The sequence below is a fragment of the Klebsiella sp. 2-CIP_Kleb. genome (assembly GCF_050378715.1).
GTDB classification, from domain to species: Bacteria; Pseudomonadota; Gammaproteobacteria; order Enterobacterales; family Enterobacteriaceae; genus Klebsiella; species Klebsiella quasipneumoniae.
Genome location: NZ_JBNRLG010000003.1, coordinates 366,579 through 392,987 on the forward strand (window position 1 = coordinate 366,579; position 26,409 = coordinate 392,987).

Annotated in this window: 25 protein-coding genes; 12 read left to right on the top strand and 13 right to left on the bottom strand. The window is 60.3% G+C overall.

Annotated features, from left to right (window positions below; genetic code table 11):
- Positions 1-57: 57 nt before the first annotated feature.
- The 5 genes from exaC to ACQUTP_RS14760 all read left to right on the top strand — a co-directional run bounded on the left by exaC (position 58) and on the right by ACQUTP_RS14760 (position 7,410).
- The gene (gene exaC, locus ACQUTP_RS14740; protein ID WP_004205728.1) at positions 58-1,578 is read left to right on the top strand and encodes an acetaldehyde dehydrogenase ExaC; all 1,521 of its coding nucleotides are present in this window, start codon (positions 58-60) and stop codon (positions 1,576-1,578) included.
- Between the two features lie 699 nt (positions 1,579-2,277).
- Positions 2,278-2,859 carry a fimbrial protein gene (locus ACQUTP_RS14745; RefSeq protein ID WP_048334308.1) on the top strand — a complete coding sequence of 194 codons (582 nt, stop codon included), beginning with the start codon at positions 2,278-2,280 and terminating at the stop codon, positions 2,857-2,859.
- Positions 2,860-3,053: 194 nt separating this feature from the next.
- Positions 3,054-3,713, top strand: a complete 660-nt coding sequence (locus tag ACQUTP_RS14750) for a fimbrial biogenesis chaperone (protein WP_428902403.1) — start codon at positions 3,054-3,056, stop codon at positions 3,711-3,713.
- A 39-nt stretch (positions 3,714-3,752) separates the two neighbouring features.
- The gene (locus ACQUTP_RS14755; protein WP_096833931.1) at positions 3,753-6,308 is read left to right on the top strand and encodes a fimbria/pilus outer membrane usher protein; all 2,556 of its coding nucleotides are present in this window, start codon (positions 3,753-3,755) and stop codon (positions 6,306-6,308) included.
- 7 nt (positions 6,309-6,315) lie between these two features.
- A complete protein-coding gene (locus ACQUTP_RS14760) occupies positions 6,316-7,410 on the top strand; it encodes a fimbrial protein (protein WP_096833930.1) in 1,095 nt (364 codons plus the stop codon).
- Here the strand turns inward: ACQUTP_RS14760 and ACQUTP_RS14765 are convergent.
- Both ACQUTP_RS14765 and ACQUTP_RS14770 read right to left on the bottom strand, forming a co-directional pair.
- Positions 7,407-8,096, bottom strand: coding sequence for a fimbrial biogenesis chaperone (locus tag ACQUTP_RS14765; RefSeq protein ID WP_096833929.1), 690 nt, complete (start codon positions 8,094-8,096; stop codon positions 7,407-7,409). The two genes, ACQUTP_RS14760 and ACQUTP_RS14765, sit on opposite strands and share 4 nt — an antisense overlap.
- A gap of 42 nt (positions 8,097-8,138) precedes the next feature.
- Complete coding sequence (locus ACQUTP_RS14770) at positions 8,139-8,690, bottom strand: fimbrial protein (protein WP_048295413.1); 552 nt, start codon at positions 8,688-8,690, stop codon at positions 8,139-8,141.
- A 550-nt stretch (positions 8,691-9,240) separates the two neighbouring features.
- Between ACQUTP_RS14770 and ACQUTP_RS14775 the strand changes: the two genes are divergently transcribed.
- Positions 9,241-10,002 carry a transporter substrate-binding domain-containing protein gene (locus ACQUTP_RS14775; protein ID WP_032426131.1) on the top strand — a complete coding sequence of 254 codons (762 nt, stop codon included), beginning with the start codon at positions 9,241-9,243 and terminating at the stop codon, positions 10,000-10,002.
- Between the two features lie 54 nt (positions 10,003-10,056).
- On the opposite strand, the gene ACQUTP_RS14780 is transcribed toward ACQUTP_RS14775, so the two are convergent.
- From ACQUTP_RS14780 to speB, 9 genes are all read right to left on the bottom strand, one after another.
- The gene (locus ACQUTP_RS14780) at positions 10,057-10,677 is read right to left on the bottom strand and encodes a hypothetical protein (protein WP_004205741.1); all 621 of its coding nucleotides are present in this window, start codon (positions 10,675-10,677) and stop codon (positions 10,057-10,059) included.
- A 155-nt stretch (positions 10,678-10,832) separates the two neighbouring features.
- Positions 10,833-11,627, bottom strand: a complete 795-nt coding sequence (locus ACQUTP_RS14785) for an SDR family NAD(P)-dependent oxidoreductase (RefSeq protein WP_096833927.1) — start codon at positions 11,625-11,627, stop codon at positions 10,833-10,835.
- Between the two features lie 60 nt (positions 11,628-11,687).
- Positions 11,688-12,620: a 2-hydroxyacid dehydrogenase gene (locus ACQUTP_RS14790; RefSeq protein WP_064795142.1), complete on the bottom strand. Its 933-nt coding sequence runs from the start codon at positions 12,618-12,620 to the stop codon at positions 11,688-11,690.
- 5 nt (positions 12,621-12,625) lie between these two features.
- Positions 12,626-13,354, bottom strand: a complete 729-nt coding sequence (locus ACQUTP_RS14795; RefSeq protein ID WP_053810042.1) for a class II aldolase/adducin family protein — start codon at positions 13,352-13,354, stop codon at positions 12,626-12,628.
- On the bottom strand, positions 13,355-14,875 hold the full coding sequence (locus tag ACQUTP_RS14800; protein ID WP_023318955.1) for an amino acid ABC transporter permease/ATP-binding protein: 1,521 nt from the start codon (positions 14,873-14,875) through the stop codon (positions 13,355-13,357).
- A gap of 30 nt (positions 14,876-14,905) precedes the next feature.
- Complete coding sequence (locus ACQUTP_RS14805; RefSeq protein WP_023318954.1) at positions 14,906-15,709, bottom strand: ABC transporter substrate-binding protein; 804 nt, start codon at positions 15,707-15,709, stop codon at positions 14,906-14,908.
- Positions 15,709-16,797, bottom strand: a complete 1,089-nt coding sequence (locus ACQUTP_RS14810; RefSeq protein WP_096833926.1) for an isopenicillin N synthase family dioxygenase — start codon at positions 16,795-16,797, stop codon at positions 15,709-15,711. Before ACQUTP_RS14810 ends, ACQUTP_RS14805 begins: the two co-directional genes overlap by 1 nt.
- Positions 16,794-17,657, bottom strand: a complete 864-nt coding sequence (locus ACQUTP_RS14815; RefSeq protein WP_048325427.1) for a sugar phosphate isomerase/epimerase family protein — start codon at positions 17,655-17,657, stop codon at positions 16,794-16,796. Before ACQUTP_RS14815 ends, ACQUTP_RS14810 begins: the two co-directional genes overlap by 4 nt.
- Before the next feature lie 10 nt (positions 17,658-17,667).
- Positions 17,668-18,618 carry an agmatinase gene (gene speB / locus ACQUTP_RS14820; RefSeq protein WP_004145693.1) on the bottom strand — a complete coding sequence of 317 codons (951 nt, stop codon included), beginning with the start codon at positions 18,616-18,618 and terminating at the stop codon, positions 17,668-17,670.
- 115 nt (positions 18,619-18,733) lie between these two features.
- On the opposite strand from speB, the gene ACQUTP_RS14825 reads away from it, so the two are divergent.
- Positions 18,734-19,645, top strand: a complete 912-nt coding sequence (locus tag ACQUTP_RS14825) for a LysR family transcriptional regulator (protein ID WP_002914199.1) — start codon at positions 18,734-18,736, stop codon at positions 19,643-19,645.
- A 195-nt stretch (positions 19,646-19,840) separates the two neighbouring features.
- Here the strand turns inward: ACQUTP_RS14825 and ACQUTP_RS14830 are convergent, their stop codons facing one another.
- Both ACQUTP_RS14830 and ACQUTP_RS14835 read right to left on the bottom strand, forming a co-directional pair.
- On the bottom strand, positions 19,841-20,464 hold the full coding sequence (locus tag ACQUTP_RS14830) for a hypothetical protein (protein WP_096833925.1): 624 nt from the start codon (positions 20,462-20,464) through the stop codon (positions 19,841-19,843).
- Between the two features lie 198 nt (positions 20,465-20,662).
- The gene (locus ACQUTP_RS14835) at positions 20,663-21,784 is read right to left on the bottom strand and encodes an FAD-dependent oxidoreductase (protein ID WP_096833937.1); all 1,122 of its coding nucleotides are present in this window, start codon (positions 21,782-21,784) and stop codon (positions 20,663-20,665) included.
- 184 nt (positions 21,785-21,968) lie between these two features.
- Between ACQUTP_RS14835 and ACQUTP_RS14840 the strand changes: the two genes are divergently transcribed.
- The 5 genes from ACQUTP_RS14840 to ACQUTP_RS14860 all read left to right on the top strand — a co-directional run bounded on the left by ACQUTP_RS14840 (position 21,969) and on the right by ACQUTP_RS14860 (position 26,409).
- A complete protein-coding gene (locus tag ACQUTP_RS14840) occupies positions 21,969-22,868 on the top strand; it encodes a LysR family transcriptional regulator (protein ID WP_096833924.1) in 900 nt (299 codons plus the stop codon).
- A gap of 120 nt (positions 22,869-22,988) precedes the next feature.
- On the top strand, positions 22,989-24,146 hold the full coding sequence (locus ACQUTP_RS14845; RefSeq protein ID WP_048295393.1) for an alpha/beta hydrolase family protein: 1,158 nt from the start codon (positions 22,989-22,991) through the stop codon (positions 24,144-24,146).
- A gap of 22 nt (positions 24,147-24,168) precedes the next feature.
- A complete protein-coding gene (locus ACQUTP_RS14850) occupies positions 24,169-25,089 on the top strand; it encodes a VOC family protein (RefSeq protein WP_428902404.1) in 921 nt (306 codons plus the stop codon).
- Positions 25,089-25,448 carry a Rieske (2Fe-2S) protein gene (locus tag ACQUTP_RS14855; protein WP_057213229.1) on the top strand — a complete coding sequence of 120 codons (360 nt, stop codon included), beginning with the start codon at positions 25,089-25,091 and terminating at the stop codon, positions 25,446-25,448. Before ACQUTP_RS14850 ends, ACQUTP_RS14855 begins: the two co-directional genes overlap by 1 nt.
- A complete protein-coding gene (locus ACQUTP_RS14860) occupies positions 25,426-26,409 on the top strand; it encodes a fumarylacetoacetate hydrolase family protein (protein WP_048325418.1) in 984 nt (327 codons plus the stop codon). Before ACQUTP_RS14855 ends, ACQUTP_RS14860 begins: the two co-directional genes overlap by 23 nt.

Here is a 26,409-nt window from a genome sequence, read left to right on the forward strand (position 1 = left end):
GCAAGTTTAAAAAATCAATATGCCGCTGCGTCTCAACCCTACAGAAGGAGATTTGCGATGCGTTATGCACACCCTGGCCAGCCCGGCGCCCTGGTTTCATTTAAATCCGCTTACGGCAACTTTATTGACGGTAAATTTGTCGAGCCGCTGAGCGGTGAATTCTTTATGAATACCTCCCCGGTAGACGGCAGCAACATTGCGCAGTTTCCCCGGTCGGATGCCAGAGACATTGACTTCGCCCTCGACGCCGCCCACCGTGCGGCGCCGGCGTGGGGCAAAACCTCAGTGCAGCAGCGCTCCCGGCTGCTGCTGCAGGTCGCCGATCGTATTGAACAGCATCTGGAATATCTGGCGGTGGCGGAGAGCTGGGACAACGGGAAACCGATCCGCGAAACGCTGAACGCCGACCTGCCGCTGGCGGTGGATCATTTTCGCTACTTCGCCGGCTGCCTGCGCGCCCAGGAGGGGAGTACCGCCGAGATTGATGAAACCACGGTAGCTTACCATTTCCATGAACCGCTGGGGGTTGTCGGTCAGATTATCCCGTGGAACTTCCCGCTGCTGATGGCCGCGTGGAAGCTGGCCCCGGCCCTGGCGGCGGGTAACTGCGTGGTGCTCAAGCCGGCGGAACAGACGCCGCTGAGTATTACTCTGCTGCTGGAGCTGATCGGCGATCTGTTCCCGGCCGGGGTGCTGAACGTGGTGCAGGGTTTCGGCAAAGAGGCGGGCGAGGCGCTGGCCACCAGCAAACGTATCGCCAAGCTGGCATTTACTGGCTCCACGCCGGTCGGGCGGCATATTCTCGCCTGCGCGGCGGAGAATATTATCCCCTGCACCGTCGAGCTGGGGGGAAAATCGCCCAATATCTACTTCGCCGATGTGATGGAGGGAGAAGAGGAGTTTATTGAGAAGGCGGTGGAGGGGCTGGTGCTCGGCTTCTTCAACCAGGGTGAGGTTTGTACCTGCCCGTCGCGGGCGCTGATCCATGAATCCATCTATGAGCCCTTTATGGCGCGGGTCATGGAGAAGGTGGCGCAGATCCGCCGCGGCGATCCGTTAGATACCGACACCATGATCGGCGCCCAGGCTTCCCGCCAGCAGTTCGACAAGATCCTCTCCTATATTCAGATTGCCCGGGAAGAGGGCGGCCAAATCCTGACAGGCGGCGAGCGGGCGGCTATCGCGCCGGCGCTGGATAATGGTTTTTATATTCAGCCCACGCTAATTAAAGGCCGCAACGATATGCGCTCCTTCCAGGAGGAGATCTTTGGGCCGGTGATCGGGGTGACCACCTTTAAGGACGAAGCGGAAGCGCTGGCTATCGCCAATGAGACCCAGTTTGGCCTCGGCGCTGGGGTGTGGACGCGCGATACCAACCTCGCCTATCGCATGGGCCGCGGCATAAAAGCGGGTCGCGTATGGACCAACTGCTATCATGTCTATCCGGCGCATGCGGCGTTCGGCGGCTATAAACAGTCCGGCGTCGGGCGGGAAACGCATAAGATGGCGCTGGATGCCTATCAGCAAACCAAAAACCTGCTGGTGAGCTACGGCACCGCGCCGCTGGGCCTGTTCTGAAGTTCATCTCATTACTGATTGATCCTCAGTCCGCAATCCGTTCGGGTTGCGGATTTTTTTTGCGTCAAAATAACCCGGTGAAAGGGAGCGGTTACGGTGGCGGATAACGGCAATACATTTGGGTTAATGAAGTAATAGCTTTCATTTGAAAATAAAAATACTTCCATAACAAGAAATTACAGAGCGGATCAGGAGCGCTTTGCCCTAATTTGTGTAGAAATGATGAAGATTAATACCAGGAAAATTCCTAATTTTTTCGTGGCGCCGGGTTTGAGCACAATAAAACAAGACGCTTTTTTGAGCAATTACCTTTAAATTTGTTAATAAAATTGACGTGTTGTTGTTGAGAAGTATTTAATTTTCTTTTGTATAGATATGTAAATTAACATCGAAATGCCATTTCAAAAAATAAATTTATGGCGAGTATAGCCATTAACCTGTATGTAACATTTCATCAGGTTGCCTTTTTTTACATCGGGTAATATATTTATTTTGCACATCAAAATAACTCTTTTTCTTCTGCTTGTTATTCATGGCCACCTTTCGGCGAAATAAAGCGGAGTCAAAGGACGTGTGCCGATTATCCTGCGGAAGGAACGTAATGAACATTTACAGGGAGGAACGGACGAGCCGTTTCGCGATAGCCATGGGGCTATTGTCGATGACGGGAAAATATATTCGTTAACGATGAGATAAATAATGAAAACGCAACTTCGTATTATGGCAATTCTCATGGGAGCGTTGGTTTCTGGCGCTGCAATTTCTGTTACTACGCCAACCATTAACGTTAACCCAGGCTCCAAAGCGGGTACCCAGGGTACCGGCGGACAGGTTATCTTCAATGGATCAATCACCGACAGCTCCTGCAATATCGACAGCGCATCCACCAGCCAGACGGTGGATCTGGGCAAATGGGCCAGCACCTATTTTACCAGCACAGGTTTTGAAACCACCAAAACCCCTTTCCATATCAGTGTGAAAGATTGCCCCGCCAGCGTAAAAAATGTTGCAGTGCTGTTTGACGGCGCGCGCGATCAGTCGGATAACACGCTGCTGGCGACCACCGGCGGCGCCGCTGGCGTGGCGATCAAGCTGTATGAAGATGACAAGTCTACGGCGGTCAGCCTCGGCAAAGCGTCTCAAGCCAAAAATGTCGTTGCGGGCGCGACTGCCGGCACCGGCACTGCCGACCTCAAGTTTTTCGCCGACTATATCTCCACCGGTGCGGTGACGGCAGGCGATGCCAACGGTACGGCTAATTTCAATATGATTTATAACTAATCATATTGCGCGCTATTCAGAGTCAGTTCACTGCGTCCTGATTAATTGCAGATAGCTAAAGTGATAATTGTCATAAAGTCACGGACTATATTCGTGACGGTATAGTTGTTTTTGCTAATTATCCCGACGGGTACTGGCTCTGATATTCCCTGCTTTATTTTATTGTTTGTTCAACCTTTACCTGATGGTAAGTCATGATGAAGAAAATAATTGCCGTTGCGGCCTTTCTGCTGTGCTCCACGGCAGCGCAGGCCGGTATTGTCATGGGTGGAACCCGTGTGATTTATCAGGAAGGGAAGCGTGAAGCCGCTATTTCAGTCACTAATGCCGATACCCATACGCCCTATCTGGTGCAGTCGTGGGTGGAAAATTACGCGGAAAGCGATAAGGCCAAGGTGCCCTTTATTGTTACGCGGCCCTTATTCCGTCTCGATCCGGAGCAAAATAACGTCCTGCGCATTAACTTTATTGGCGCCTCGCTGCCCAGCGACCGTGAATCGGTCTACTGGCTGAACGTCAAAAGTATCGCCCCGACGCCCAATGGCGAGGTGAACAAGCTGCAGGTCAATATTAAGTCGAAATTCAAAATCTTTTATCGCCCCAACGGCCTGGTGGGCGACACGGCTAAAGCCTGGCAGCAGCTGAAGTTTAGCCAGTCCGGCGGTCATCTGACGGTGGCAAACCCCACTCCCTATTTTGTCTCTTTTTACGCCGTCGAAGTGGGCGGGAAGGCAATCGACGAGCCTGGCATGGTCGCCCCCTTTGGCGAGAAAACGTGGCCGGTGAGCGGGCACGGCACCGTCAAATGGCGGGCGATTAACGACTACGGCGGCGTCAGCGATTACGCCCAGTAGTAATTCCCCTTTGTGATGAGCTTACCGGACGGCGCCAGCATGAAAAGAATAACAACAGCCAGGGTGCGGGAGTATGCCGCGTTGCCCGTCACCGCCGGACGGGCGCTGGCGCTGGCGACGCTGCCGACGATGATGTGCTGTCTCAGCCCGCTGAGCAGGGCGCTGGCCGACGACTATTTTGATCCGGCGGCGCTGGAGTTTGCCGACCCGCAGCAGCAAACCTCCGATCTGCACTACTTCGCCAAACCCGGCGGGCAGCAGCCGGGCACTTATCCTGTCACCGTGGTGGTTAACGACCAGGAGCTGGGCCAGGCCGATATCACCTTTGTTGACGATGGCGGGCAGCTGCAGCCGGTGCTGACGCCCGGGCAGCTGGCGGATTATGGTGTCAACGTCAGCGCGTTTCCGGCTTTTCAAACGCTGCATGAGGGTGAGACCTTCACCCGGATCGAGAAGTTTATTCCCGACGCCAGCAGCCGCTTCACCTTCGCTAACCAGCGCCTGACGCTGAGCATTCCTCAGGCGGCGATGAACGTGCAAAGCCGCGGCTATGTCGATCCCTCGCGCTGGGACGATGGCGTGCCGGCCGCGTTTGTCGATTACTATTTTTCCGGCGCGCAGATAAAGAATGCCGATGAAGGGGAGAGCAGCCGCTCAAACTATCTCAATTTACGCAGCGGCGTGAACCTGGGCGCCTGGCGGCTGCGCAACGTCTCCTCAATGCAGTACGACCAGCAGCGCCGGCACTGGGATTCACAGAGCACCTGGCTGCAGCGCGACGTCCGCTCGCTGAAGAGTCTGCTGCGGATCGGCGATACTTACACCACCGGCGATGTGTTTGACAGCATCCCGTTTCGCGGCGTCCAGCTGATGTCTGACGATGAGATGCTCCCGGACAGCCAGCGCGGCTTTGCCCCCACCATCCGCGGCGTGGCGCACAGCAATGCCAAAGTGACCGTCTCCCAGCACGGGTATGTGATCTACGAAACCTTCGTGTCGCCGGGGGCGTTCGCCATCAGCGATCTTTATCCCACCTCGCAGAGCGGCGATCTGGAGGTGAAGGTGACCGAGAGCAATGGTTCGGTGCGCACCTTTACCCAACCCTATTCCGCCGTGCCGTATATGCTGCGCGAAGGGCGAGGCAAATTCAGCCTCAGCGCCGGCCGCTACCACTCCGGGGCGGATTCGGTGCGCTCGCCGGAATTCCTGCAGGGCACCCTGTTCTATGGTTTGTCGGCGGGATTTACCCTCTACGGCGGCACGCAGCTGGCCCAGGACTATCAGTCATGGGCGCTGGGCCTGGGCCGCGGCTTCGGCGAATTCGGATCGCTGGGAGGCGACGTCACCCAGGCCGTCACCCGCACCCCGTCGGGTAAGCGCTATGCGGGCCATTCGCTGCGCGCTCAGTATCAGAAAAATTTTGTCAGCTCGGGCACCGCATTCAGCCTCGCCAGCTACCGCTACTCCTCCAGCGGCTATTACGATTTTGCCGAAGCCAGCGCCCTGGAAAGCGCGCAGGGGCAGGTGGACAACCGGCGCCGACGTGAAGAGATCTCGGTGTCACAAAGCCTTGGCGATCTGGGGAGTCTGGCGGTTTCCGCCTGGTCGCAGGAATACTGGCACCGGCAGAGCCGGGATGAGACGGTGCATCTCGGGTTCTACAGCGCCTGGAAAGGGATCTCCTGGGGGGTGGGCTATTACTACACCCGCGCCAGCGGTCAGCAAAAAAATGATCGCTCCTGGTCTTTCAATATCAATATTCCGCTGGGTGGTCCGCTGTCCGACAGCGCGGTGAGCTACAACACCACCTCGGACAGCAATGGCTATACCTCGCAGCAGGTGTCGCTGTATGGCGCGGTGCCGTCGCGGCCGAACCTGTTCTACTCGGTTCAGCAGGGCTATGGCAATCAGGGACGAGGCACCAACAGCAGCGTCGCCCTGGACTACCACGGCGGCTTCGGCAACGCGCAGCTCGGCTATCGCCATGACGCCGCCAGTAATCAGCTGACCTGGGGAGGCGCCGGCTCGGTGGTCGCGCATCCGCACGGCGTGACCTTCGGTCAGACGGTGGGCGAGAGCTTCGCCATCGTCCGCGCGCCGGGGGCTGCCGGCGTGGCGGTGCAAAACGGCAACAATGTGCACACCGACTGGCGCGGCTATGCCGTGGTGCCGTCTCTGACCACCTACCGGAAAAATGTCATTACCCTCGACACGGAGTCGATGGCGGATGATACCGACGTCGACCAGCAGGGTCAGACGGTGATCCCCGGCGGCGGCGCGGTGGTGATGGCCAACTACCGGACCCGCATAGGCAACCGGGTGCTATTTACCCTGCGCAACGCGCAGGGGCCGTTACCCTTTGGCGCCAGCGCACGGTTGGTCGGGACGGAGGAGAGCGGCAATGCGCCGGGCGGCATGGTAGCCGACGGCGGTCAGGTGTACCTCAGCGGCGTGCCGCAGGAGGGAACCCTGGCGGTGAGCTGGGTCGTCAATAACCAGTCGCAGAGTTGCACGATGCATTTTCATCTTGCGGATAACCCACAGCAGAGTCTGAATACGGTGAAAACCGTCTCCGGGCTGTGCCAGTCACGCTGAGGCGGCTATGAAATCTGTTTTTCGTCTACTTCCTTTTCTCTTTTTGCTGGCGTTGAGCGGCTATCTTCCCGGCGCGCGGGCTGAAAACTGCCGCGCGAATATCGGCCAGACCACCGTCAATATTCCCAATATCAAGTATTTGCCCACGCTGCCGGTCAATACCCAGATGACCAGCGCGATGGCGGATAACGGCAGCGGGATCCCCTTTTCCTGCGACCTGCAGCTGCCGACGGCGAGCGCCAAACGCATTGTCTACAAACAGCTGAAAACCGGCGGCTCGCCGGTGGTGATTAACGGACAGCACGTCTACCCCAGCGCCATCGACGGCATCGGCTACTCGCTTAGCTTCCAGTGCGCCGGCGGCCCGATGCGCGCTATCGACGGCAGCCACTCCGCTGGCGGCGAGTCGGTGGTGGTCTGCGACAGCACGATGCTCCCGGCGCTGATGACGCAGCAGCAAACCACGGTCAGGATCGCGGTGACCTTCTATAAAACCGGGACGGTGCAGCTGGCGGACGGGACGCATACCAACTCGCCGTCGCTGCCGCAGGTGGGGGAGATGACCATTGAGCAGCAGGCCAACGGGAACGCCGGCTTTGTCGCCAGCGCGCCGGTCAGTATTGATATCGCCGCCCTGAACGTGGACATTGGCAGCAGCGGCAGCTGCCAGGTGGCGACCTCAACGATCCAGGTCAGTCTGGGCACGGTAAACCGGGCGGAGTTTCACGGTAAAGGGAGCACCGGCGGCCAGGCGAAGCGCTTTTCGATCCCGGTGTTCTGTCCGTCGCCGACCGATGTGCGCATCGGCTTTTTCGGCGTCAGCGTGGAGAGTGATACCCTGGCGCTAAGCAAGGCCAGCAACAGCGCCAGCGGCGTCGGCGTGAAGCTGACCTACGGCAATAACCCCGGCGCGGCAGTGTCCGATGGCACCAGCGTTAAAATCAATGAGGCCAGCAACTTGCCGATCCTGAAAAGGGTAACCGGCAGTAACGCCGGCACGGCTGAGGCCATTAATTTTAACGCCCAGTATGTGCAAACTGACGCCACGGTGACGGCGGGCACAGCCGACAGCATGGTGACCTTCGCCCTCGAGTATAACTAGCGTGGGGCCGGAGCATAGGCCGCCTGAAGGGGGATCGCCACCACCGCGCCGTCATCGTCGATATAGTTCAACTGGTACAGGCGAGCGCTGTCGGTGGTCATTACGGTATGGCTGCTGTAGGGCCGGAGCATCACGTTTCTCATCGGCGAGAGGTGGCCTTTATTATCGATCAGCGCCCCGTTGACCAGGGTGATATGCAGTGGGCCTGAGTTCGTCAAGCGCAGGTTATTGCCGCTCTGCTGCCACTGCAGCTTTTGCACCTCTTTGACGAGGGTGGTGGCGATGGTGGGTGGACGATAAAACAGCTTCAGACGGGTGCGGACGACAAATTGCAGCGTATGATTGCCGCCGGCGGTCGGCGGCGTCTCCTGGATATTGACCCAGAACAGGCTTTCCCGATCGTCGGGCAGCCCGCTGCCGAGATAGATAAAGCGCAGTTGGGCGGATTGCTGCGGCGATAAATAGACCAGCGGCGGCGTCGCCACCATCGGTAGGCCGACGCGCGAGGCATTGAGCCCGGCGTCCAGCCAGATCTGCACTTTATAGGGGGTGCTGCTGCGGTTATTGATATTCAGGCTGGCGACTTTGTCTTTTCCTGAATAGATCACCCGTGAGGCATTAATGGTTATCCCGGCGCAGGCCTGAAAGGCCAATGCGCTGAGCAAAACAGCCACCTGAGTTTTCATGATCGCTTCCTTTACGTCGACGTTTCATCCCTGACCGGAAAGCTATTCCTGCATAATGGTAAACCGGGCCGTCGCGTTGCCGTCGCCAGGATCCATGTGGGCTTTATCCCAGGTGTAGTAGAAAGCTTTGAGCCTGAAGGTGCCGGAGCCGCCGTCCACCGGGATCTCAATGCGGGGATCGTGTTGCGGATCGATGCGTTCATCGAGGCTGAGCGGAGTGCCTGTACGGTCGGTGAGCAGAATTCCTACGTTGCCGGCCGGCTTGCCGCGGCCGTCGAGGGCCAGTACGCGATGTTCAGGCATGCCGGTGGGGGTGGGGCCATCCACCACAATATAGTAGGTGCCTTTCTCACAATCTTTGACGCGAATATCGACACCTACCGCCGGCCCGGTGCCAGACTGACTGTTTTTCAGCCGCGACAGCGGAATGTCGCCCATGCTGACGTTGATGACCCCGTTGTCGCCCGCTCCCTCAAGCTTGCATGCCCCGTTCACAACCTTACCGATAAAGTTCAGCGTGCCGTCTGCCGCGCCAACCGGGCCGGCAACCAGTCCGGCAACCAATGTCGCCAGACACAGCGAGATTAATTTCATTTTCTTTCCTTCTGTATTGCCGATAAAACAGATCGCCAGAGCATGAATTCTGCCGCGTCAGGGGGGAATTATTTGCACTGGATATGTTTTTAATTAATTTATTTAACTTACCAATTTATTTACGTCTGGAAATAATCTGCGCATGTTATTTATTATCGCTTTACCGGGATATTAGCGTGGGGAAATAGCGGAGTAAATAAGACGGACAATGACCAGAGTGGAAGGGGGGATATCGCGAGATAAAATGTTTTGTTATTTTAATACAATGAGTTAGATTTTTCCTGCTGCTGTTTTTGAACCTAATTTCGACATCACGTCAGGCTGGAAAATACGATCGCTGGCGTAAGGCTACGCCCGGCGGATGAGAAATCATTCACCGGGCGATAGCCCTGTTTCGTTGTCAGATTTGCGATCGGCAACCGCCACGCCGGGTTGTATGTCCCGGAATTTAAAAATAGGATGAATTCCCTGTTACGCGCGGCGGAGGGTGCTGACTGAGAAGCGGCCCGCCACCCCGGCGCGCAAACCCGATAACAATAAGGATGGCGAGATGAAACTGACGGTGGGGCTGGCGCTGACGCTGGCGATAATGACCTGCGGCGCCCAGGCGCGCGATATGCAAACCATCGAGCGCAGCGGTGAACTGAAGGTCGGCGTGCCGGGCGACTACGCCCCGCTGGCGTTTCGCAATGCCGCCGGCGAGCTGCAGGGCTATGACGTCGACATGGCCCGCGATCTCGGGCGCACGCTGGGGCTGAAGGTGAGCTTCGTCTACACCAGCTGGCCCGCGCTCGCCGCCGATCTGCAGGCGGACAAATTCGATATTGCGATGGGCGGCGTGACGCAGACGCCGGCGCGGGCGAAGGACTTCGCCCTCAGCCACCCGGTGGTGGCGAACGGTAAAATCGCCTTAGCCAACTGTCAGGCTGCGCCACGGCTTGGATCGCTGGAGAAGATTGACCGTCCGGAGGTGAAGGTGGTCGTCAACCCTGGCGGCACAAACCAGAGCTTTGTCGATGAGCATATTAAGCAGGCGCAGATTATTCGCGTACAGAACAACGTCGATAATCTGGAGGCGCTGCGGCAGAAAACGGCCGATATGATGGTGACCGATCTGATCGAAGGCGACTATTACCAGAGCAAAGAGCCCGGCGTGTTCTGCGTCGCCAACGAGACGCCGTTCGCCGGCACCGCCAGCGATAAGGTGTATATGATGAGTAAAGATAATCCGGCGCTGCTGGAGAAAGTGAACCAGTGGCTGGATAGCCAGGACAAAGAGGTTCTCAAACGGAAGTGGAAAATTCGCGGTTAACGCGGCGGCGCGTCACCGCCGGCGGGCGCGTCCGGCGGTGGTTATCGGCCGCAGTCAGCCCTGCGGCGACAGCGCCTGTCGCGCCAGACCGCGGAAGTAGCAGGCGTAGCCGAGGGTGGCGGTCAGGCACAGCATATAGCCAAACGACTCGCTGCCTTCCTCCACCGTATTTTTCACCACCCGGGCGAAGTTCTCATTCAGTACGGCGTACCACAGGCCGTGCATGCCGAACAGCCGCGAGAAGACCAGAATCGCCAGCAGGCCGCTGATCATCATGCCGTAATAGGGCGTGCGGGTATAAGCCGCCAGCTGCGACAGGGTCTGACGCAGATGGCGCAGCGGCGCCAGCAGCGACCCCGCGGTGGCCAGCAGGGCAAACCACACCCAGCTGCCATGGGAAAGTAAATCAAACAGGCCATCCAGCTCACGGATCAGCATGGCGAGGAAGAAGCCGCCGATGAGGATATTGCTGTAGCGTAAGTGGGGGTAGTTGCGCGCCAGCAGGAAGTGAACCAGTACGATGACGGCCAGCACGCTCTCCTGCACCACTTCAGTCAGCGACACCTCCGGGATGTCGTTGCCAAATACCCGAATATCCACCCACAGGCAGAGTACCGCGAGAGCGGCTGCGACCGCCGCGCCGAGAAAGAAAAGCAAGCTTCGTAACAGAGACATTAACACCACAACTTATAGTTAAAACAAATATCATAAGTTTTGGGAATACATGTTCCTGTTCACTTTGTGCGACTTTGCGGCTGTTTTTTAACATTTTGCGCTTTTTAGCGCCGGGAAAGGCGACAGGGGAGGGGGACTCCCCTGAATGAGAGGCGTCAGAGAATATCATCCACCACGCCGCCGTCGACGCGCAGCGCGGCGCCGGAGGTGGCCGACGCCTGCGGCGAGCAGACGTAGACCACCATATTGGCGACCTCTTCCACCGAGGCCGCCCGCTGGATCACCGAACTCGGACGGTGGGTCATGACGAACGCTTTCGCCAGTTCCTCCAGCGACTGGCCGGTTCTCGCCACTTCGTCTTTCAGCATTTCGGCAAAGCCGTCAGAAATCGTCGGCCCCGGCAGAACGCTGTTAACGGTCACTCCACTGCCGGCGACATATTTCGCCAGGCCGCGGGCCAGCGACAGTTGGGCGGTCTTGGTGACGCCATAGTGGATCATATCCGCCGGGATATTGCGCGCCGATTCCGAGGAGATAAACACCACCCGTCCCCAGCCTTTGCTGACCATCGCCGGCAGCAGCCCCCGCGACAGGCGTACGCCGGACATGACGTTGGTCTGCCAGTAGTTGTCCCATGTCGCGTCGTCGGTGGCGTAGAAATCCTGCGGGCCATAGATCCCGGCGTTATTGACCAGGATATCGACGCTGGTCACCGCCCGCAGCAGCTGGGCTGCGCCGTCGGCACCGCTGAGGTCGGCGATGGCGGGTCGCACCTTCGCGCCCGACACCTCATTTTGCAGACGAGCGATGGCGGCGTTCACGCTCTGCTCGCTGCGCCCGTTAATGATGATCTCTGCGCCGCTCTCCGCCAGGCCTTTGGCGATAGCAAAGCCAATACCCGCCGTGGAGGCGGTGACCAGCGCGACTTTCCCCGATAAATCAATCTTCATGTTCCTGCCTTCTGGTTGTGAATCACCCATTAAGCGTAGCAGCGACGGTATCGGTGGGGATCAGTAACCGGCGTGCTTATTGACCAGGTTTTTGAGCGGCAGCCCGCGACGCTGGCGCTGAATGTTCTCCAGCAGCTGGCGGGCGATCACCTCGGCAGGGGCAGCAGAGGCCATATGCGGGGTGATCACCACCTGCGGATGGCGCCACAGCGGATCGTCAGCCGGCAGTGGCTCCTGCGGGAAGACGTCGAGCACCGCGCCGGCGAGCTGGCCGCTCTCCAGCGCCGCCAGCACATCCTCATTGACCATATGCTCTCCGCGCCCGCAGTTGATTAATACCGCTCCGGCGGGAAGCCGGCTGAACAGCGGCGCGGCGAGGATACCCCGGGTCTGCGCGGTGAGCGGCAGGAGGTTAATCAGTCCGTCAAGCGACCCGAGGAAGCTGTCGAGCGCCTCCGCGCCGCGATAGCAGGTGACGCCAGCCAGCTGCTTTTCACTGCGCGACCAGCCAGAGACCCGATAGCCAAGGCGGGCCAGCTGGTCGGCGATATAGCCGCCAATTTCGCCGAGCCCCATAATGCCGATATGGAAGTCGGCGGCGGCGCGCTGGGGATAGAGCTTCCAGGTTTGGGTCCGCTGGTGGGCCAGCGCCCGGTCGAAATGGCGCTGAAACCACAGGACGCTCCACAGAGCATATTCGAACATGCCGTGGCGAAAATCTTCATCGATCACCCGGCACAGCGGGATCTCGCTGGCGAACAGCGCGGGCGGCAGATGATCGACCCCGGCGGACGCGGCCTGGATCAGCTTCAGCCCCGGCGAGCGGCTCAGCAGCTGCGGGTCCGGGAACCAGCAGCTGGCGTACTGGGCGTCGCGTGCCGCCTGGTGATGGGGCAGAAGCGCCGTGACGTCGGGAAACTGCTGCAGGGCGGCGCAAATATCGCGGGCGAAATCCGCGTCGTTACAATCCACAACGATAGTGATATCAGACATAGGCGTTAGTCTTGGTAAGAGGTATCGAGACGGTCAAGACGGCGCAGCCACGCCTGCCAGACCTGTTGACGTTCATGCTCTACGCCCATCAGCTGCTCGCAGGCGTGCTGGCTGAGGTGCGGAGCGATGGTGTGGATCGGGCTGAGGGCCGCCAGCTGGGCGGTGGCCATCTGGATCTCGCAGGCGCGGTTCAGGTAGTACATGATGTAAAACGCATCGGCCACGGTGCGGCCCACCGACAGCAGGCCGTGGCTCTGCAGGATCATGGCGATATTATTCCCCAGCGAGCGCTGGATGCGCGCCCGTTCGTCGAGGTCAAAGGCCACCCCTTCATAGGGATGGTAGCCGACGCGCTGGTAAAACTCGGTGCTGATCTGGTTAAGCTGCAGCAGGCCGTCCTCGCAGGCGGCCACCGCCATTCCCGGCAGCGTATGGGTGTGGATCACGCAGTGGGCGTCTTCCCGGGCCATATGCACCGCGCTGTGGATGGTAAAGCCCGCCGAGTTAGCTGGCGCGTCGCCCTCGACGACCTTGCCCTGCATATCCACCACGATCAGGTTGCTGGCGGTGACTTCGTCAAACATCATGCCGAAGGGGTTAATTAAAAAACGCGGCTCGCCATCGCCGGGCAAGCGCACGGAGAAGTGGGTGTAGAGGGTATCCTCCCAGCCGAACAGCGCCGCCAGCCGGTAGGCGGCGGCCAACTGCTGGCGCAGGTGTTGCTCAGTTGCCATTTAGCGTACTCCCATAAATTCACGGATTCGTTGCAGAGAAGGGGCCTCCAGCGGGCTGCGGATCACCTGCGGGGCGATGTCGGCCTGCACCACGCCGTTCTCCATCAGCACCACGCGGTCGGAAATCGACAGGGCAAAATCCATCTCGTGGGTGACAATCAGCATGGTCATGCCTTCGCGGGCCAGCGACTGAATGACCTTCAGCACCTCGCCCACCAGCTCGGGATCCAGCGCTGAGGTCGGTTCGTCAAACAGCATGATGTCCGGCTTCAGCGCCAGCGCCCGGGCGATCGCCACGCGCTGCTGCTGGCCGCCGGAGAGCTGGCCGGGGTATTTGTGGGCGTGGGCCAGCAGACCGACGCGGTCGAGCAGCGCCAGGGCCTGCTCGCGGGCGACCGGCTGATCCAGCAGCTGGTGGTAGCGCGGAGCCAGCATCACGTTGTCGAGCACCGTGCGGTGGGGGAACAGGTTGAAGCTCTGGAAGACCATGCCGATACGCCGCACCCCGGCGCGCATCTGGCGTTTATCGACGATGGCTCCGCCTTTCAGGTAGTCCTCGCCGTAGAGAATGATCTCCCCGCCATCAATACTTTCGAGGGCGTTGATGGTGCGGATCAGGGTCGTTTTGCCTGAGCCGGACGGGCCGATGATGCTGATCACCTCCCCATTCTCCACCTGTAGGTCGATGCCTTTCAGCACCTCATGCTGACCCCAGGATTTGCGGATGCCCCGCAGATCCAGCGCCGGCGGCGCGCCGTTGACGGCCGGAGTTTTGATCTCCTCCGTCAGCGCCGGCAGGCTCTGGCGCAGCGCCTGGCATTCCGCCTCGCTGAGGGTTTGCGGACGCTTGCGCTGAATATCGAGGCTATTCTCCAGCCCCCGGAACAGCCAGGTGAAGACGGTAACCACCATGACGTAGTACACCGCCACCGCCAGCAGCGTCTCCATCACGAGGAAATTTTGCGCGTACAAGCGCTGGCCGGTGAGCAGCAGCTCGGGTAAGGAGACCACCGACAGAATCGAGCTCAGCTTAATGATGGTGATGTATTCATTGATCAGCGTCGGCAGCGAGATGCGAAACGCCTGAGGAATAATAATTAGCCGCTGGATGCCGATAAAGCTGAAGCTCAGCGCATGGCCCGCCTCGCTTTGCCCTTTGGCCACCGACAACAGCCCGCCGCGGTGGATCTCCGCCATATAGGCCGCTTCGGTGACGGTCATCGACACCAGCCCGGCGATAAACGGCACCCCGAGCAGCGGCTGGGTCACCGGAAACAGCTGCGGCAGGTTGTAGACAAACACCAGCAGCACCATCAGCGGCACGCTGCGGAAAAACCAGATATAGAGTTCGACGGGGATCTTGATCCAGCGCGGCGCCGAGAGCTTCGCGCAGGCTAGCAGAAAACCGACCACCAGGCCGATCCCCCAGGACAAGGTGCTGACCACGATCACGGTCACGCACGCCTGCCAGAATGCCCCAATGCTAAACAATGAAAAAAAGTATCCCCAATCGAACGCCATACCGACTCCTGTTGCGCAGTGCTTATTGTCTTAATCGATGCTTTCTAAGTTGTATTTTTTGATCAGCGCGGCATATTTGCCGTTGGCTTTCAGCGTGGCGAGGGTGGCCTTAATCGCCTCCGCCAGCTCGGTGTTACCTTTGGCGACGTAGATCCCCAGCGGCAGCGGGTAGACCAGGCGCGTCGAGCTTATCGCCAGGCGACCGCGGCTCTTATCGACGATAATCTGCGCCGCCGGGGCGATCTCGAGCTGGGCGTCGATATTCTTCGACAGCAGCGCCTGGGAGGCTTCCGGCGCCGTCGGGAACTCCTGAATGGTGATGGCCGGTTTACCGTTTTTCAGGCACCACTCATCGGAGTGTTTTTTCAGGCTGGTCACCCAGGTGGTGCCTGCCTGCAGACCGACCTTCACGCCGCACAGCTCATCTTCGGTTTTCGGCTGCACCGCGCCGCCCTTCAGGGCGATGATCGACGCGCCGGAGAGGGCGTAAGGGATGGCGTCGGCCTGCTTCTGGCGTTCCGGCGTCACGTACATCCCGGAGATCACCGCGTCATATTTCTTGCCGATGCCGAGGATCAGGCTGGTGAACTTGGTGTCGATCAGCTGCGGTTTGGCCTGCAGATGCTCGGCGATCAGCGTCGCGAACTCCGGGTCGAGACCGACGATGTTGTTATTGCTGTCATAGGACTCAAACGGCGGGTAGGTAACCTCCATCCCCACCTTAAAGACGCCCTCGGTCAGCAGTTCCGCCGCCTGGGTGACAGAGGAGAAACAGGCGCTGACGGCGAGGGTAAGCGCGACGCGGCGCGAGATTTTTTTCAGGGTGCTAGTCATCATGGTTCCTCACGGGGGGTTAGGGGGTTTTTTTGCTGTGCCTGTTTTTTCAAATGGCCAAAGGTATTGGTGCCGCGCGCGCGCTCCGGCAGCTGGAGCTCGCCGCGATTGACCTTCTCGCGCAGATAGCGATAGGTTTGCAGCGCCTGGCTCCACATATGCTCTCCGATGCTCAGCTCCTGATATTCGCTGGCTTCGCCGGCGGCCAGAAAGGTCGGTAGCGGGCGGATCAGCGTGTGGTAATCGCAGGCGAAAAACAGCGGGAAGGAGTACCGCTCCTGCGGCACTTTGCGCACCCGGTGGGCTGTAGCAACAAATGTGCCAGCGCTGAGCACTTCCAGCATGTCGCCGATATTGATCACGAACGCCTCTTCTCCGGCGGCGTTCGTGACAGGAGGCGCGTCGATCCACATGCTTTCTTCATTGAGGACTTCAAGTCCGGGCTGGTCGGCGAGCAGCAGGGTGAAGCACTCATAGTCGGTGTGTGCACCAATTCCGGGAACATCTTCGACGCTGGCGTCGAACGGGTAATGGATTAGCCGCAGCTTAGCCGGCGGGCAAGACACCATCGGTTTGAAATACCCTTCCGGCAGGCCGAGCGCGAGGGCGAAAGCGTCGAACAGGCGGTGGCCGAGGGCGAAGACCGCATCGTAGTAGGCCAGCACCCGCGCGCGGAAATCCGGCAGATCGGGCCACTCGTTGGCGCCGATCAGCGGCGTACCGGCGAGCACCAGCGGATGGTCGTCCGCCGCCTGGAAGCCGATATCGAACGCCTCTTTATGGTCCGGCTTGCCAGCGCCGTAGATCTCTTCTCCTTCCGGGACGTAGCCCTTATGGCTTTTGGAGCGGCCGATGTAGTAGTTCATCTTCTCCTCCATCGGCAGGGCGAAGATCTGCTTCGCCGCCTCGCGGACGCCGGCGATCAGCGCCGGGTCGATGCCGTGGCCGGTGATGTAGAAAAAGCCCACCTCGCGCGCCGCGCGGCCGATGGCGTCGGCCACCGCCTGGCGCCTGGCGAGATCGTCGCCGGCCAGATCGCGGATATCGATGGTCGGGAGTTCAGTAAAAGCGTGCTTCACGGCGGTCATGGCTGCGGTTCCTGTTCAGTGAGCGTTAAAAACTGCTGAAAGTGGGCCTGCTGGCGCGCGGCCATCCAGGCGTTGAGCGACCAGAGATCGGCCACCGGAACGTTGGTGAACGGCAGGTGGTGCAGATAGCCGTCGGCGCCAAACTCCGGCGTCAGGGTAGTTTGCTGATAGCCGCGCCGGCGCTGTGAATGCCAGATTTGCTCCCAGAAGCGCTCGGCAAAGGCCAGCGCCGGCTGATATTCCGGCGCCGCCGGGTGCGGCACCTGCGGCCCCTGGTCGTAGCCCACCCGGGCCTGCACGTGATGCACGCGGTCGATAAAGGCGCTGAAGTCATCGCAGGGGTCATCCAGCAAGCGCTCGCTAACCACCACCCAGTGGCTGATGTCGGCGGTAAAGCGCAACTGGGGGAGTTGCTGAACGATCTCCAGGGTGAGCCACGGGCTGTACAGCGAGGTGGCGCGATGGGTTTCAAAGCTGCAGGTCAACCCAAACCCGGCGGCCAGCTCGTGCGCCCTGCCGAGAAAATCGACCTGCTGCGCCAGCGGCCAGCGATCGTTGCCCGCCAGCAGATTGACAAAGCGCGGGTTGAGACCGCTGGCCTCGGCGAAGCGGGTCTGCAGGCGCGCCAGATGCTGTTCCGGCGTTTCATGCTGGGCGGGGAGCACTCCGCCGCCGCTGAAAAGAATGGCGATATACTCCAGCCCCGACGCCTGCAGGCGGTCGGCGAGCTGCCGCCGCTCCTCCGCCGTCAACGGGACGCGGGCTTCGATACCGCAGCAGCCGACGCGCTGCAGTTCATCCAGCGTTTGCGGCCAGGGGGTGGTGACTCCCCAGAGGGTGCGAAAGCATTTCAGCTCCATGGCGGCTTCCTCAGGCGTACTTCACGCCGGGCAGGACGCAGAGCATCTCGTACAGCAGGTTGGCCGCCAGCTGGGAGGTATTACCGCTCACGTCGTAGGGGGGCGAGACCTCCACCAGATCGGCGCCAATCAGGTTCAGGCCGCGGCAGCCGCGGACGATCTCCAGCGCCTGAATGGAGGTCAGACCGCCAACTTCCGGCGTCCCGGTTCCCGGAGCCCAGATAGGATCGAGGCTGTCGATATCAAAGCTGAGATACACCGGCCCGTCGCCCATCTGCTGGCGGACTTCGGCCATTAGCGGCGCCAGCGAGGTATGCCAGCACTGCTCCGCCTGCACCAGGCGAAAGCCCTGGTCAACGCCCCACTGGAAGTCGCCGGCGGCGTAGCCCTGGGCGCGCTGGCCAATCTGCACCACCCGTTTGAGGTCGAGCAGTCCCTCCTCAACGGCGCGGCGGAAGGTGGTGCCGTGGGCGATTTTCTCACCGAACATCTCATCATTGGTGTCGGTATGGGCGTCGACATGGATGAGCCCCACCGGCCCATGTTTTTTGGTCAGCGCCCGCAGGATCGGCAGGGTAATGGTATGGTCCCCGCCGAGGGTGAGGGGGATCAGCGGATAACTATTCAAACCGGTGTAGTAATCTTCGATAATTTGCACCGATTTGAGCAAACTGTAGGTATTGATCGGCACATCGCCGATGTCGGCTACCGACAGCGAGTCGAACGGCGCGGCGCCGGTCGCCATATTGTACGGACGGATCATCACCGATTCGGCGCGAATATAGCGCGGTCCGTAGCGCGTGCCTGAGCGCTGCGAGGTGCCGATATCCAGCGGAATGCCGACAAACGCCGCATCAAGTCCCTGTAAATCTTCGATAAACGGCAGGCGCATCATCGTGGCGCGGCCGGCGAAGCGTGGCATCTCATTGCCACCCTGCGGTTGGTGAAAGAGGTTATCCATGTCTGCTCCTGAATCTGACGGATGAAACGTAACAGGAGAGATAGTGCGCAAGCCGCGCTGGACTTTACATCGTCTGGCGTAAATACTCAGTTCATTTATTGGTGAACTAAATACGATGCATCACGACGCCAGCCTCAATATTCGTCAGCTGCAGGTTTTCGAGGCGGTGGCCCGCCTGGAGAGCTACAGCCGGGCCCAGCAGGAGCTGGGCATTTCGGTCTCCGCCATCAGCAATGCGATGTCGCAACTGGAGGGGCAGCTCGGCTTCACCCTCTGTCAGCGCGGGCGCGGCGGCTTTTCCCTGACCGAGAAAGGTCAGCAGTTTTTACAGCAGGCGATCCGCGTGCTGAGCGAACTCAATGAGCTGGAGCGGCAGTCGGCGCTGCTTAAAGGGGAGCACAGCGGCACCCTGTGCATCTCGACGCTCGACTCCATCGAGACCGAAACGGCGCTCTCGCTGCCGGTGGTCTTGCGCAGCTTCAGCGACAAATTTCCCCATGTGCATATCAAACTGATTATTCGCACCCCGGCGGAGCAACTGAACGGGGTGCTGAACAACCATATCGACCTGGCCATCGGCAGCTACAACTCGCAGGTGCATAACATCATCAGCGAGCCGCTGTATCGCGAGCAGCACTGGCTCTATTGCAGCGATCTGCACCCGATGTTCTTCAGCCGCCAGCTCGATAAAGAGCAGATCAGCCAGTGTCCGCTGGTGACCCGCAGCTACTGGAACACCAGCGATCTCCGCCGCCGGGGCTTCAGCAAAGGCAGCGCCACCGTTGAGACCGTCGACGCCCAGCTGCTGCTGATCCTCTCGGGAAAATATATTGGCTATCTGCCGGAGCATTACGCCTGGCCGTGGATCAAAGAGAACCGCCTGCGGGTGCTGCTGCCCAACGAGTTTGGCTTTCAGTCGCCGTTCTCGGCTATCTGTAAGCGCGGGCGCAGCAATGAACCCTATCTGAAAGCGTTCCGCGATCTGCTGAAGAAGAACACGGTGGCGCGGCCGAAGTGGAATTATTAAGCGGGGCGGGCGCTTCCCTCCGCCGTGGTGGCGGTTTTCGCCCTAAGCGCGCTGCCCGGCGGGGGCGGTTTCCCTGTTCAAAAAACGAACGGCAGCCGGTAGCCCGCCCGGGCTGCGGCTGCCAGGCAACTGCCTCCAGGTTATCCACAGGGTTAGGCGCCGCTGATGTGGACAGGTCGCCTGGCGGCGTGGTCGTTAGCGATTCGCTTTAATGGTTTTTTCCGCGATCGCGATGGTGGAGATTTTGTGCAGGCAGATCAGCGCCAGACAAATCCCGCAGGCAAACAGATAACTTGCCATACAGAATTTTTGCAGACGGGATAAATGATTGATTCTGTCAATCACCGCCGGGCTGGCGAGACCTTCATACAGGAAAGGCAGGGCCGTTAAGAAGCCGCCAATAAAATAGAACACCAGACTGAAGACTTCGACAGCCTTACGGTATAACCAGAAGCGGTAACCCCATTTCTTCCATTTGAATATGCGTTTCTCATCATTGACCGAAATCAGATGCTGGCATTTGCTGTAGTTATCAATATCGCTGACCGGATTTTTGCATTTCAATAATATCTTTCTTTGCGCCATGGTCAGGTTTTTATCTTTGGTCAGCGCGGCGATACCATATTCGTATGCGATCCGTTGCAGCTCGGGGTCGTTACTATTTTTGTACAGCGCGGCGGCGAATTCACTGATATTTTTGCGCGAGGTGAATATCTTATCTTTGGGAAATACCCAACCTGAACGCACGGCGACAATCTGAATAATCAACGTGATAATCGCGATCGCGTATTTGAAAAACTCTGCCGAGAGAATATTCATATCCGTATATTCCTTTCCATGATTAAGGGGAGCACTGAAATATACCTTAGCCATGGGAGCGCAGGGGTGTCAAATATGATACTGCGCGAGAAGAATATCGTCGTTGACAAGGGATTAGCGGCGGGTGAAAGGGGAGTGCCGGCCAATGAACCGGGGAATAATCCGCCAGCGTGGCCGGCGGAGGGCGCCGGGCAGGGCTTATATCGGCTTCGCCGTCAGGGTCATCATATCGCCGATCGCCCGCTGGCGGTCAAAATGGCGATCGCGGTGGATCTCGCTCTCGCCCACCTGCAGCGAGGCGGCCCAGATCTGCTGACAGCGCGGCCGGCGGCGGGCGTCAAAGTGCGCCAGCGCGGCCGCGACGCTGTCGGTCTGCTGCAGCGCTTCGCGCAGCACGATGGCATCCTCAATCGCCATGCCCGCCCCCTGACCGAGATGCGGAGTGGTAGCGTGAACCGCGTCGCCCACCAGCACGATGCGTCCCTGATACCAGGGATCGTCGACGAACAGCTCTTCCAGCGGCTTATAGACGACCTCGTCGTTGTTAACGATATGCGCGTGCAGGCTGCCCGGCAACCCCGCGCCGGGCGGCAGACGGCGGCGCATCTCCGCCGCCAGCTGATCGCGGGCGTAGCGGGGGTTATCCGCTTCGTGGGAGGTGATAAACAGATACATTAGATCGTCCCCCAGCGGCACCAGCCCGCAGTTGCAGCTCTCGCCCATAAAGCACATCAGATGGTCCACCTCCGGCGGTCGCGGAAAGTTGTAGCGCCATACGCCCTGACCGGTAAAGCGGGGGCGATAGCGCTCGCCGTACAGCATGCCGCGCACCCGGGAGTAGATCCCATCGGCGCCCACCAGCAGATCGTAGCGCCCCTGACCGCCACGGCTGAAGCTCACCTCAACCGCATCGTCAACCTGACGGAAGGCGTCAATGCTCTCGCCGGTGGTCAGTCGGACCCCCAGCTCCCGGGCGGTGGAACAGAGTACGTTGTGCAGGGCCAGGCGGGAGATGCCGACGTTGGCCGGGAACTGTTCACCGGCCAGCCGCTGGCCGGGAAAGCTGGCTAGCTGCTGGCCGCTCAGGGTGTGCACCGAGACGCTGTCAAACGGCCAGGCGGCGTCCAGATAGCGTTCCAGCACCCCAAGCCGCTGCATTTCGCGCACGACATTGTTCTGCTGAATGATACCGACGCCGTAGACCCGCCACTGCGGTTGGATCTCTACGACATCGACGGCGACGCCGGCCTGGCGGAGGGCGATGGCGGTACACAGACCGCCGATGCCGCCGCCAACGATTAATGTGTTATTGATGTTCATCGTAGCTGTTTTCTCCAGGGTACAGAGTAAGGACGTTAACCAGGCCAGCGGCGCGCTGACTAATCGCGATAAAGAATGATCGCTATCGCAAAAAACGATATCGCCGTGGAAATTGAAAACAAAAAGTTGCAGAAAAGTTAAATTCAGCCACAGGATAAGCACGCCATTTCTCGCCGGGGGACCCATGCGTTACCAACATCTTGATCTGAACTTACTGGTGGCACTGGATGTGTTACTCGACGAACAGAACATCACCCGCGCCGCGGGCCGGTTGCATATGACCCAGTCTGCCACCAGCGGGGTGCTCAACCGGCTACGCACCTACTTTGAGGACGATCTGCTCACCCAGGTGGGCAGAAAGATGCGGCCCACGCCGCTGGCGGAAGAGCTGCGGGAGCCGGTCCGCGACGTGCTGATGAAAATTCAGACCTCCATTGCCCGCCGGCCGGTGGATGAGCCGGCAACCAGCAAGCGCCATTTCCGCATTATGGCCTCGGATTACGTGATCAACGTGATGCTGAAGGATGCGCTGCAAACGGTGCACCTGCAGGCGCCGAATATGACCTTTGAGTTTTTCTCGCCGGACGCCCAGTCCACCGGCATGCTCAACCGCGGCGAGCTGGATATCATCGTGGCGCCGGAGCGTTTTATGGCCGCCTATCATCCCGCCGAAGCGCTGTTTGACGAAGAGTTTGTCTGCCTGGCCTGGGCGGATAATCCCCACACCGGCGAGGCGCTGACCCTCGATGCCTGGCAACAGCTGGGGCACGTGTCGGTGGTCTTTGGCCGCGAGCGACAGCCGGGGCTGGAGGGCAATCTGTTTGCCGAGTCGGGGCTCAGCCGCCGTATCGAGGTGGTGACCCACAGCTACCACTGCGTTCCTCAGCTGCTGATCGGCACCTCGCGGATCGCCACGCTGCACCGGCGGCTGGCGGAGCAGTACGCGGCGATGCTGCCGCTGCGTCTTTTCCCGGTCCCGGTGACGCTGCCGGTGATGCGCGAATTTATCGGCTGGCACCGCTCGCTGGATAACGATCCTATCTTCGGCTGGCTGAAAGCGAAAATCGTCGCCAGCGCACGCTAACCCACTGGTATTGTTCCCGTCGATACCTGACATCCTGAGACATGATTGGTCGCCCGCAGGTGCTTTATGTGACAGTGCCTGCGCTACAGCGATTGCGACTGAATGTTGAAGGATGACCCTATGTTTCGCTATTTCCCTAAAAACTATGTCTGGAACCTGTCGGTGGATCTCTCCATCGAGATGGGCGCCCGCATCGGTGAGATCGAAGAGATGTGCGCGCCGCTATTGGCCGCGTCCGAGCATCCCGACGCCGAAGGCACCCGCGCGTTCCGGGAAACCTGGTCCCGCATGGCCGATAAATTATGCGCGCTGGCCGGCGAAGATGAGGCGCGGGGGCGGCGGTTGTCGGCAGGAGAGAAGTATCTTCGGGCGGCCAACTATTACCTGACCTGCGAGCGCCTGCAGGCGCATGGCGCGCCGGACCGCGAGGCGCTGTACCGCCGCTTTCTCGATGTCTTTGCCGCCGGGCTGCACCATACCCATGCTAACTGTCAGCGGGTGACTATCCCCTACGAGGGCAAAACCCTGTCGGCGCTTTATGTCCGCGCCGAAGGGATGACCGGCCGCGCGCCGCTGCTGGTGCAGGTCAACGGTCTCGACTCCACCAAAGAGATGAAATATCTGGTTGGGCTGCCGCAGTGGCTGGCGCGGCGCGGCGTCTCCTCGCTGGTGGTCGACCAGCCGGGAACCGGCGAAGCGCTACGTCTTCACGACATGCAGGCCCGCTATGACAGCGAGCACTGGGCCAGCCGCATCGTTGACTGGCTGGAACAGCACCCGGAGGTGGATGCCGGGCGCATCGGCATGGAAGGGGTCTCGCTGGGCGGCTATTACTGCCCGCGGGCGGTGGCGTTTGAGCCGCGCTTCGCCTGCGGCGTGGTATGGGGCGCCAATCACGACTGGCGAGAGGTGCAGCAGCGCCGCCGCGAACGCGAAGGGGATTTTCCGGTACCACACTACTGGCAGCACGTGCGCTGGGTGTGGGGCGGCGAGGATATCGACGCTTTTATGCGCATCGCGGAGAACGTCCATCTCGACGGCATTCTTGACCGTATACGGGTGCCTTTTCTCGTCACCCATGGTGAAAAGGACTCGCAGATCCCGGTGAAATGGGCGCAGCGCACCTACGACCAGCTGGTGAACAGCCCGCGCCGCGAGCTGAAAATTTTCACTGACCGCGAGGGCGGTGTGCAGCACTCCAGCTTCGACAACTCAATTAACGCCGGGCACTACATCGCTGACTGGGTGGCGGAAGCCCTCGGCGGCCGGGTGGCCTGAACACGCATAAGGAACAACCGCGATGAATATTCTTGGTCCGGATTATCTGGTATTTGGCGTCGATGACCTGGCGGGCTGTCGACAGTTTCTTATCGACTACGGTTTACGCGAGCAGGAGAACGGTTTCTTTAGCGCGCTGGATGGCACCGGGGTGCTGCTGCGGGGACGTGACGATCCGTCGCTGCCCGCGGCGCTGCCCAGCGGCAGCCAGCTGCGGGAAACCGTCTATGGCGTGGCGGATAGCGCCACGCTTGAGGCTATTGCCGAGACGCTGCGCCGCGATCGCGAGGTGAAACTTGGCGCCGACGGCGTGCTGCGCTGCGTCGATGATGCCTGCTTTGCCCTCGGGTTTCGCGTCAGCCAGCGCCAGCCGCTGCAGCGGGAAGGTGAGAAAATCAACGCTCCGGGGGATCGCGCCGGGCGGCCGGTCAATCAGACCGGGGCCAGCGCCGACATGGCGGCGGAGCCGCGTTCGCTCTCCCATGTGGTCTATTTTGTGCCGGACGCCGCGCGCGCGGAAGCTTTTTATCAACGGCTGGGCTTTGTCTGTACCGATCGCTTCACCCACGTCGGCCCCTTCCTGCGACCCGCCGGCACCCAGGATCACCATACCCTGTTTCTGATCCAGGCCCCGCCGTTTATGACCGGCATTGAACACTTTACCTTCCACCTCGGCGGGCCCACCGAGTTGATGATGGCCGGCAGCCGCTTTCAGCAGAAGGGGTATCAGACCTTCTGGGGACCGGGGCGCCATCAGCTGGGATCGAACTGGTTCTGGTACTTCAACAGCCCGCTCGGGTGTCATATCGAATACGACGCCGATATGGATCAGCACGATGACCACTGGCAGCCGCGCGAAGCGCTGCCGGGGGCCGATAACTCGCAATATTTCCTGCTGGGGTATCGCGAGAAGTGGGCTCCCGGTCCGGATAACGCCCGCTGATGGTTCGCCTGTGCCGTGCCGACAGCCTGGCTGAGGGCCAGGCGCGGGGATTTGACCCCACGGGCAGCGGGCAGGCGACGGTGATTGCCTGCCGCTATCAGGGAACGCTCTATCTGTGGCGCAACCGCTGTCCGCATCTCGATACCCCGATGAACTGGCGGCAGGACGCTTTTCTCAACGCCCGGGGCGACCGGCTGGTCTGCTTCGCCCACGGGGCGATTTTTATGCCGGACAGCGGCCTCTGCGTGCAGGGCGCCTGCGCTGGCCAACGTCTGAGTCCGCTGGCTGGCGACGTGGACGCCGACGGCTGGCTATGTCTGCTGGAGGAGGCAGGTCATGAAACTGGCAACACGAGATAACGGTGAACGCGACGGCTGCCTGGTGGTGGTATCGGGCGATTTGACGCTGATGGCCGATGCGGCGGACATCGCTCCGACGCTTCAGCTGGCGCTGGAGCAGGCCGCGCGGGTGTGGCCTGCGCTGCAGGCGCGCTATCAGGCGCTCAATGCGCGCCGCTATCCGGCGGCGCAGCCCTATGATCCCCGGCGCCTGCTGGCGCCGCTGCCCCGGGCGTGGCAGTGGCTGGACGGTTCGGCCTTCCTGAGCCATGGCGAGCGCATGCAGCGGGCCTTTCACCTGCCGCCGATTGCCGGCGCCGACCAGACGCCGCTGATGTATCAGGGCAGCGGGGACGACTTTCTTGCCCCCCACGCCGGGATAGTCTGCCGCCGGGTCGAGGATGGCCTCGACTTTGAGGGCGAGTTCGCGGTAGTCGTCGACGAGGTGCCGCAGGGCTGCTCGCCGCAACAGGCGCTGAGCTGTATCCGCCTGATCGTCTTGCTTAACGATATCAGTCTGCGGGCGCTGGCGCCGCGCGAGATGCAGACCGGGTTTGGTTTTATTCACGCCAAACCCGCCTCGGCCTTTGCACCGGTGGCCCTTACCCCGGATGAACTGGGGCAGGCCTGGCAGCACGGGCGGGCGGCGCTGACGCTGCAGGTGACCCGCAATGGCAAGCCGTTTGGCTGCCAGTCGGGTAGCGAGATGCATTTCCATTTTGGCGAACTGATTGCCCATGCGGCGCAGACCCGCCGTCTGCGCGCCGGGACGGTGGTGGGTTCCGGCACGGTGTCCGGGCCGGACGCCAGCCGCGGCGCCAGCTGTATCGCCGAGGTGCGGGCCATAGAGATGCTGGCCTTCGGCGAGCCGCGCACGCCGTTTTTATCCCCGGGGGAGCGGGTGACGATGGAAGCCCACGCCCCCGATGGCCGGCCGCTGTTTGGCGTACTGGATCAACACGTTGTGATGTTAACGGAGTAA

Bases quoted from the DNA above. Each gene is read 5' to 3' on its own strand.
- exaC (WP_004205728.1), top strand. From the start codon at position 58: ATGCGTTATGCACACCCTGGCCAGCCCGGCGCCCTGGTTTCATTTAAA.
- ACQUTP_RS14745 (WP_048334308.1), top strand. From the start codon at position 2,278: ATGAAAACGCAACTTCGTATTATGGCAATTCTCATGGGAGCGTTGGTT.
- ACQUTP_RS14750 (WP_428902403.1), top strand. From the start codon at position 3,054: ATGATGAAGAAAATAATTGCCGTTGCGGCCTTTCTGCTGTGCTCCACG.
- ACQUTP_RS14755 (WP_096833931.1), top strand. From the start codon at position 3,753: ATGAAAAGAATAACAACAGCCAGGGTGCGGGAGTATGCCGCGTTGCCC.
- ACQUTP_RS14760 (WP_096833930.1), top strand. From the start codon at position 6,316: ATGAAATCTGTTTTTCGTCTACTTCCTTTTCTCTTTTTGCTGGCGTTG.
- ACQUTP_RS14765 (WP_096833929.1), bottom strand. From the start codon at position 8,096: ATGAAAACTCAGGTGGCTGTTTTGCTCAGCGCATTGGCCTTTCAGGCC.
- ACQUTP_RS14770 (WP_048295413.1), bottom strand. From the start codon at position 8,690: ATGAAATTAATCTCGCTGTGTCTGGCGACATTGGTTGCCGGACTGGTT.
- ACQUTP_RS14775 (WP_032426131.1), top strand. From the start codon at position 9,241: ATGAAACTGACGGTGGGGCTGGCGCTGACGCTGGCGATAATGACCTGC.
- ACQUTP_RS14780 (WP_004205741.1), bottom strand. From the start codon at position 10,677: ATGTCTCTGTTACGAAGCTTGCTTTTCTTTCTCGGCGCGGCGGTCGCA.
- ACQUTP_RS14785 (WP_096833927.1), bottom strand. From the start codon at position 11,627: ATGAAGATTGATTTATCGGGGAAAGTCGCGCTGGTCACCGCCTCCACG.
- ACQUTP_RS14790 (WP_064795142.1), bottom strand. From the start codon at position 12,620: ATGTCTGATATCACTATCGTTGTGGATTGTAACGACGCGGATTTCGCC.
- ACQUTP_RS14795 (WP_053810042.1), bottom strand. From the start codon at position 13,354: ATGGCAACTGAGCAACACCTGCGCCAGCAGTTGGCCGCCGCCTACCGG.
- ACQUTP_RS14800 (WP_023318955.1), bottom strand. From the start codon at position 14,875: ATGGCGTTCGATTGGGGATACTTTTTTTCATTGTTTAGCATTGGGGCA.
- ACQUTP_RS14805 (WP_023318954.1), bottom strand. From the start codon at position 15,709: ATGACTAGCACCCTGAAAAAAATCTCGCGCCGCGTCGCGCTTACCCTC.
- ACQUTP_RS14810 (WP_096833926.1), bottom strand. From the start codon at position 16,797: ATGACCGCCGTGAAGCACGCTTTTACTGAACTCCCGACCATCGATATC.
- ACQUTP_RS14815 (WP_048325427.1), bottom strand. From the start codon at position 17,657: ATGGAGCTGAAATGCTTTCGCACCCTCTGGGGAGTCACCACCCCCTGG.
- speB (WP_004145693.1), bottom strand. From the start codon at position 18,618: ATGGATAACCTCTTTCACCAACCGCAGGGTGGCAATGAGATGCCACGC.
- ACQUTP_RS14825 (WP_002914199.1), top strand. From the start codon at position 18,734: ATGCATCACGACGCCAGCCTCAATATTCGTCAGCTGCAGGTTTTCGAG.
- ACQUTP_RS14830 (WP_096833925.1), bottom strand. From the start codon at position 20,464: ATGAATATTCTCTCGGCAGAGTTTTTCAAATACGCGATCGCGATTATC.
- ACQUTP_RS14835 (WP_096833937.1), bottom strand. From the start codon at position 21,784: ATGAACATCAATAACACATTAATCGTTGGCGGCGGCATCGGCGGTCTG.
- ACQUTP_RS14840 (WP_096833924.1), top strand. From the start codon at position 21,969: ATGCGTTACCAACATCTTGATCTGAACTTACTGGTGGCACTGGATGTG.
- ACQUTP_RS14845 (WP_048295393.1), top strand. From the start codon at position 22,989: ATGTTTCGCTATTTCCCTAAAAACTATGTCTGGAACCTGTCGGTGGAT.
- ACQUTP_RS14850 (WP_428902404.1), top strand. From the start codon at position 24,169: ATGAATATTCTTGGTCCGGATTATCTGGTATTTGGCGTCGATGACCTG.
- ACQUTP_RS14855 (WP_057213229.1), top strand. From the start codon at position 25,089: ATGGTTCGCCTGTGCCGTGCCGACAGCCTGGCTGAGGGCCAGGCGCGG.
- ACQUTP_RS14860 (WP_048325418.1), top strand. From the start codon at position 25,426: ATGAAACTGGCAACACGAGATAACGGTGAACGCGACGGCTGCCTGGTG.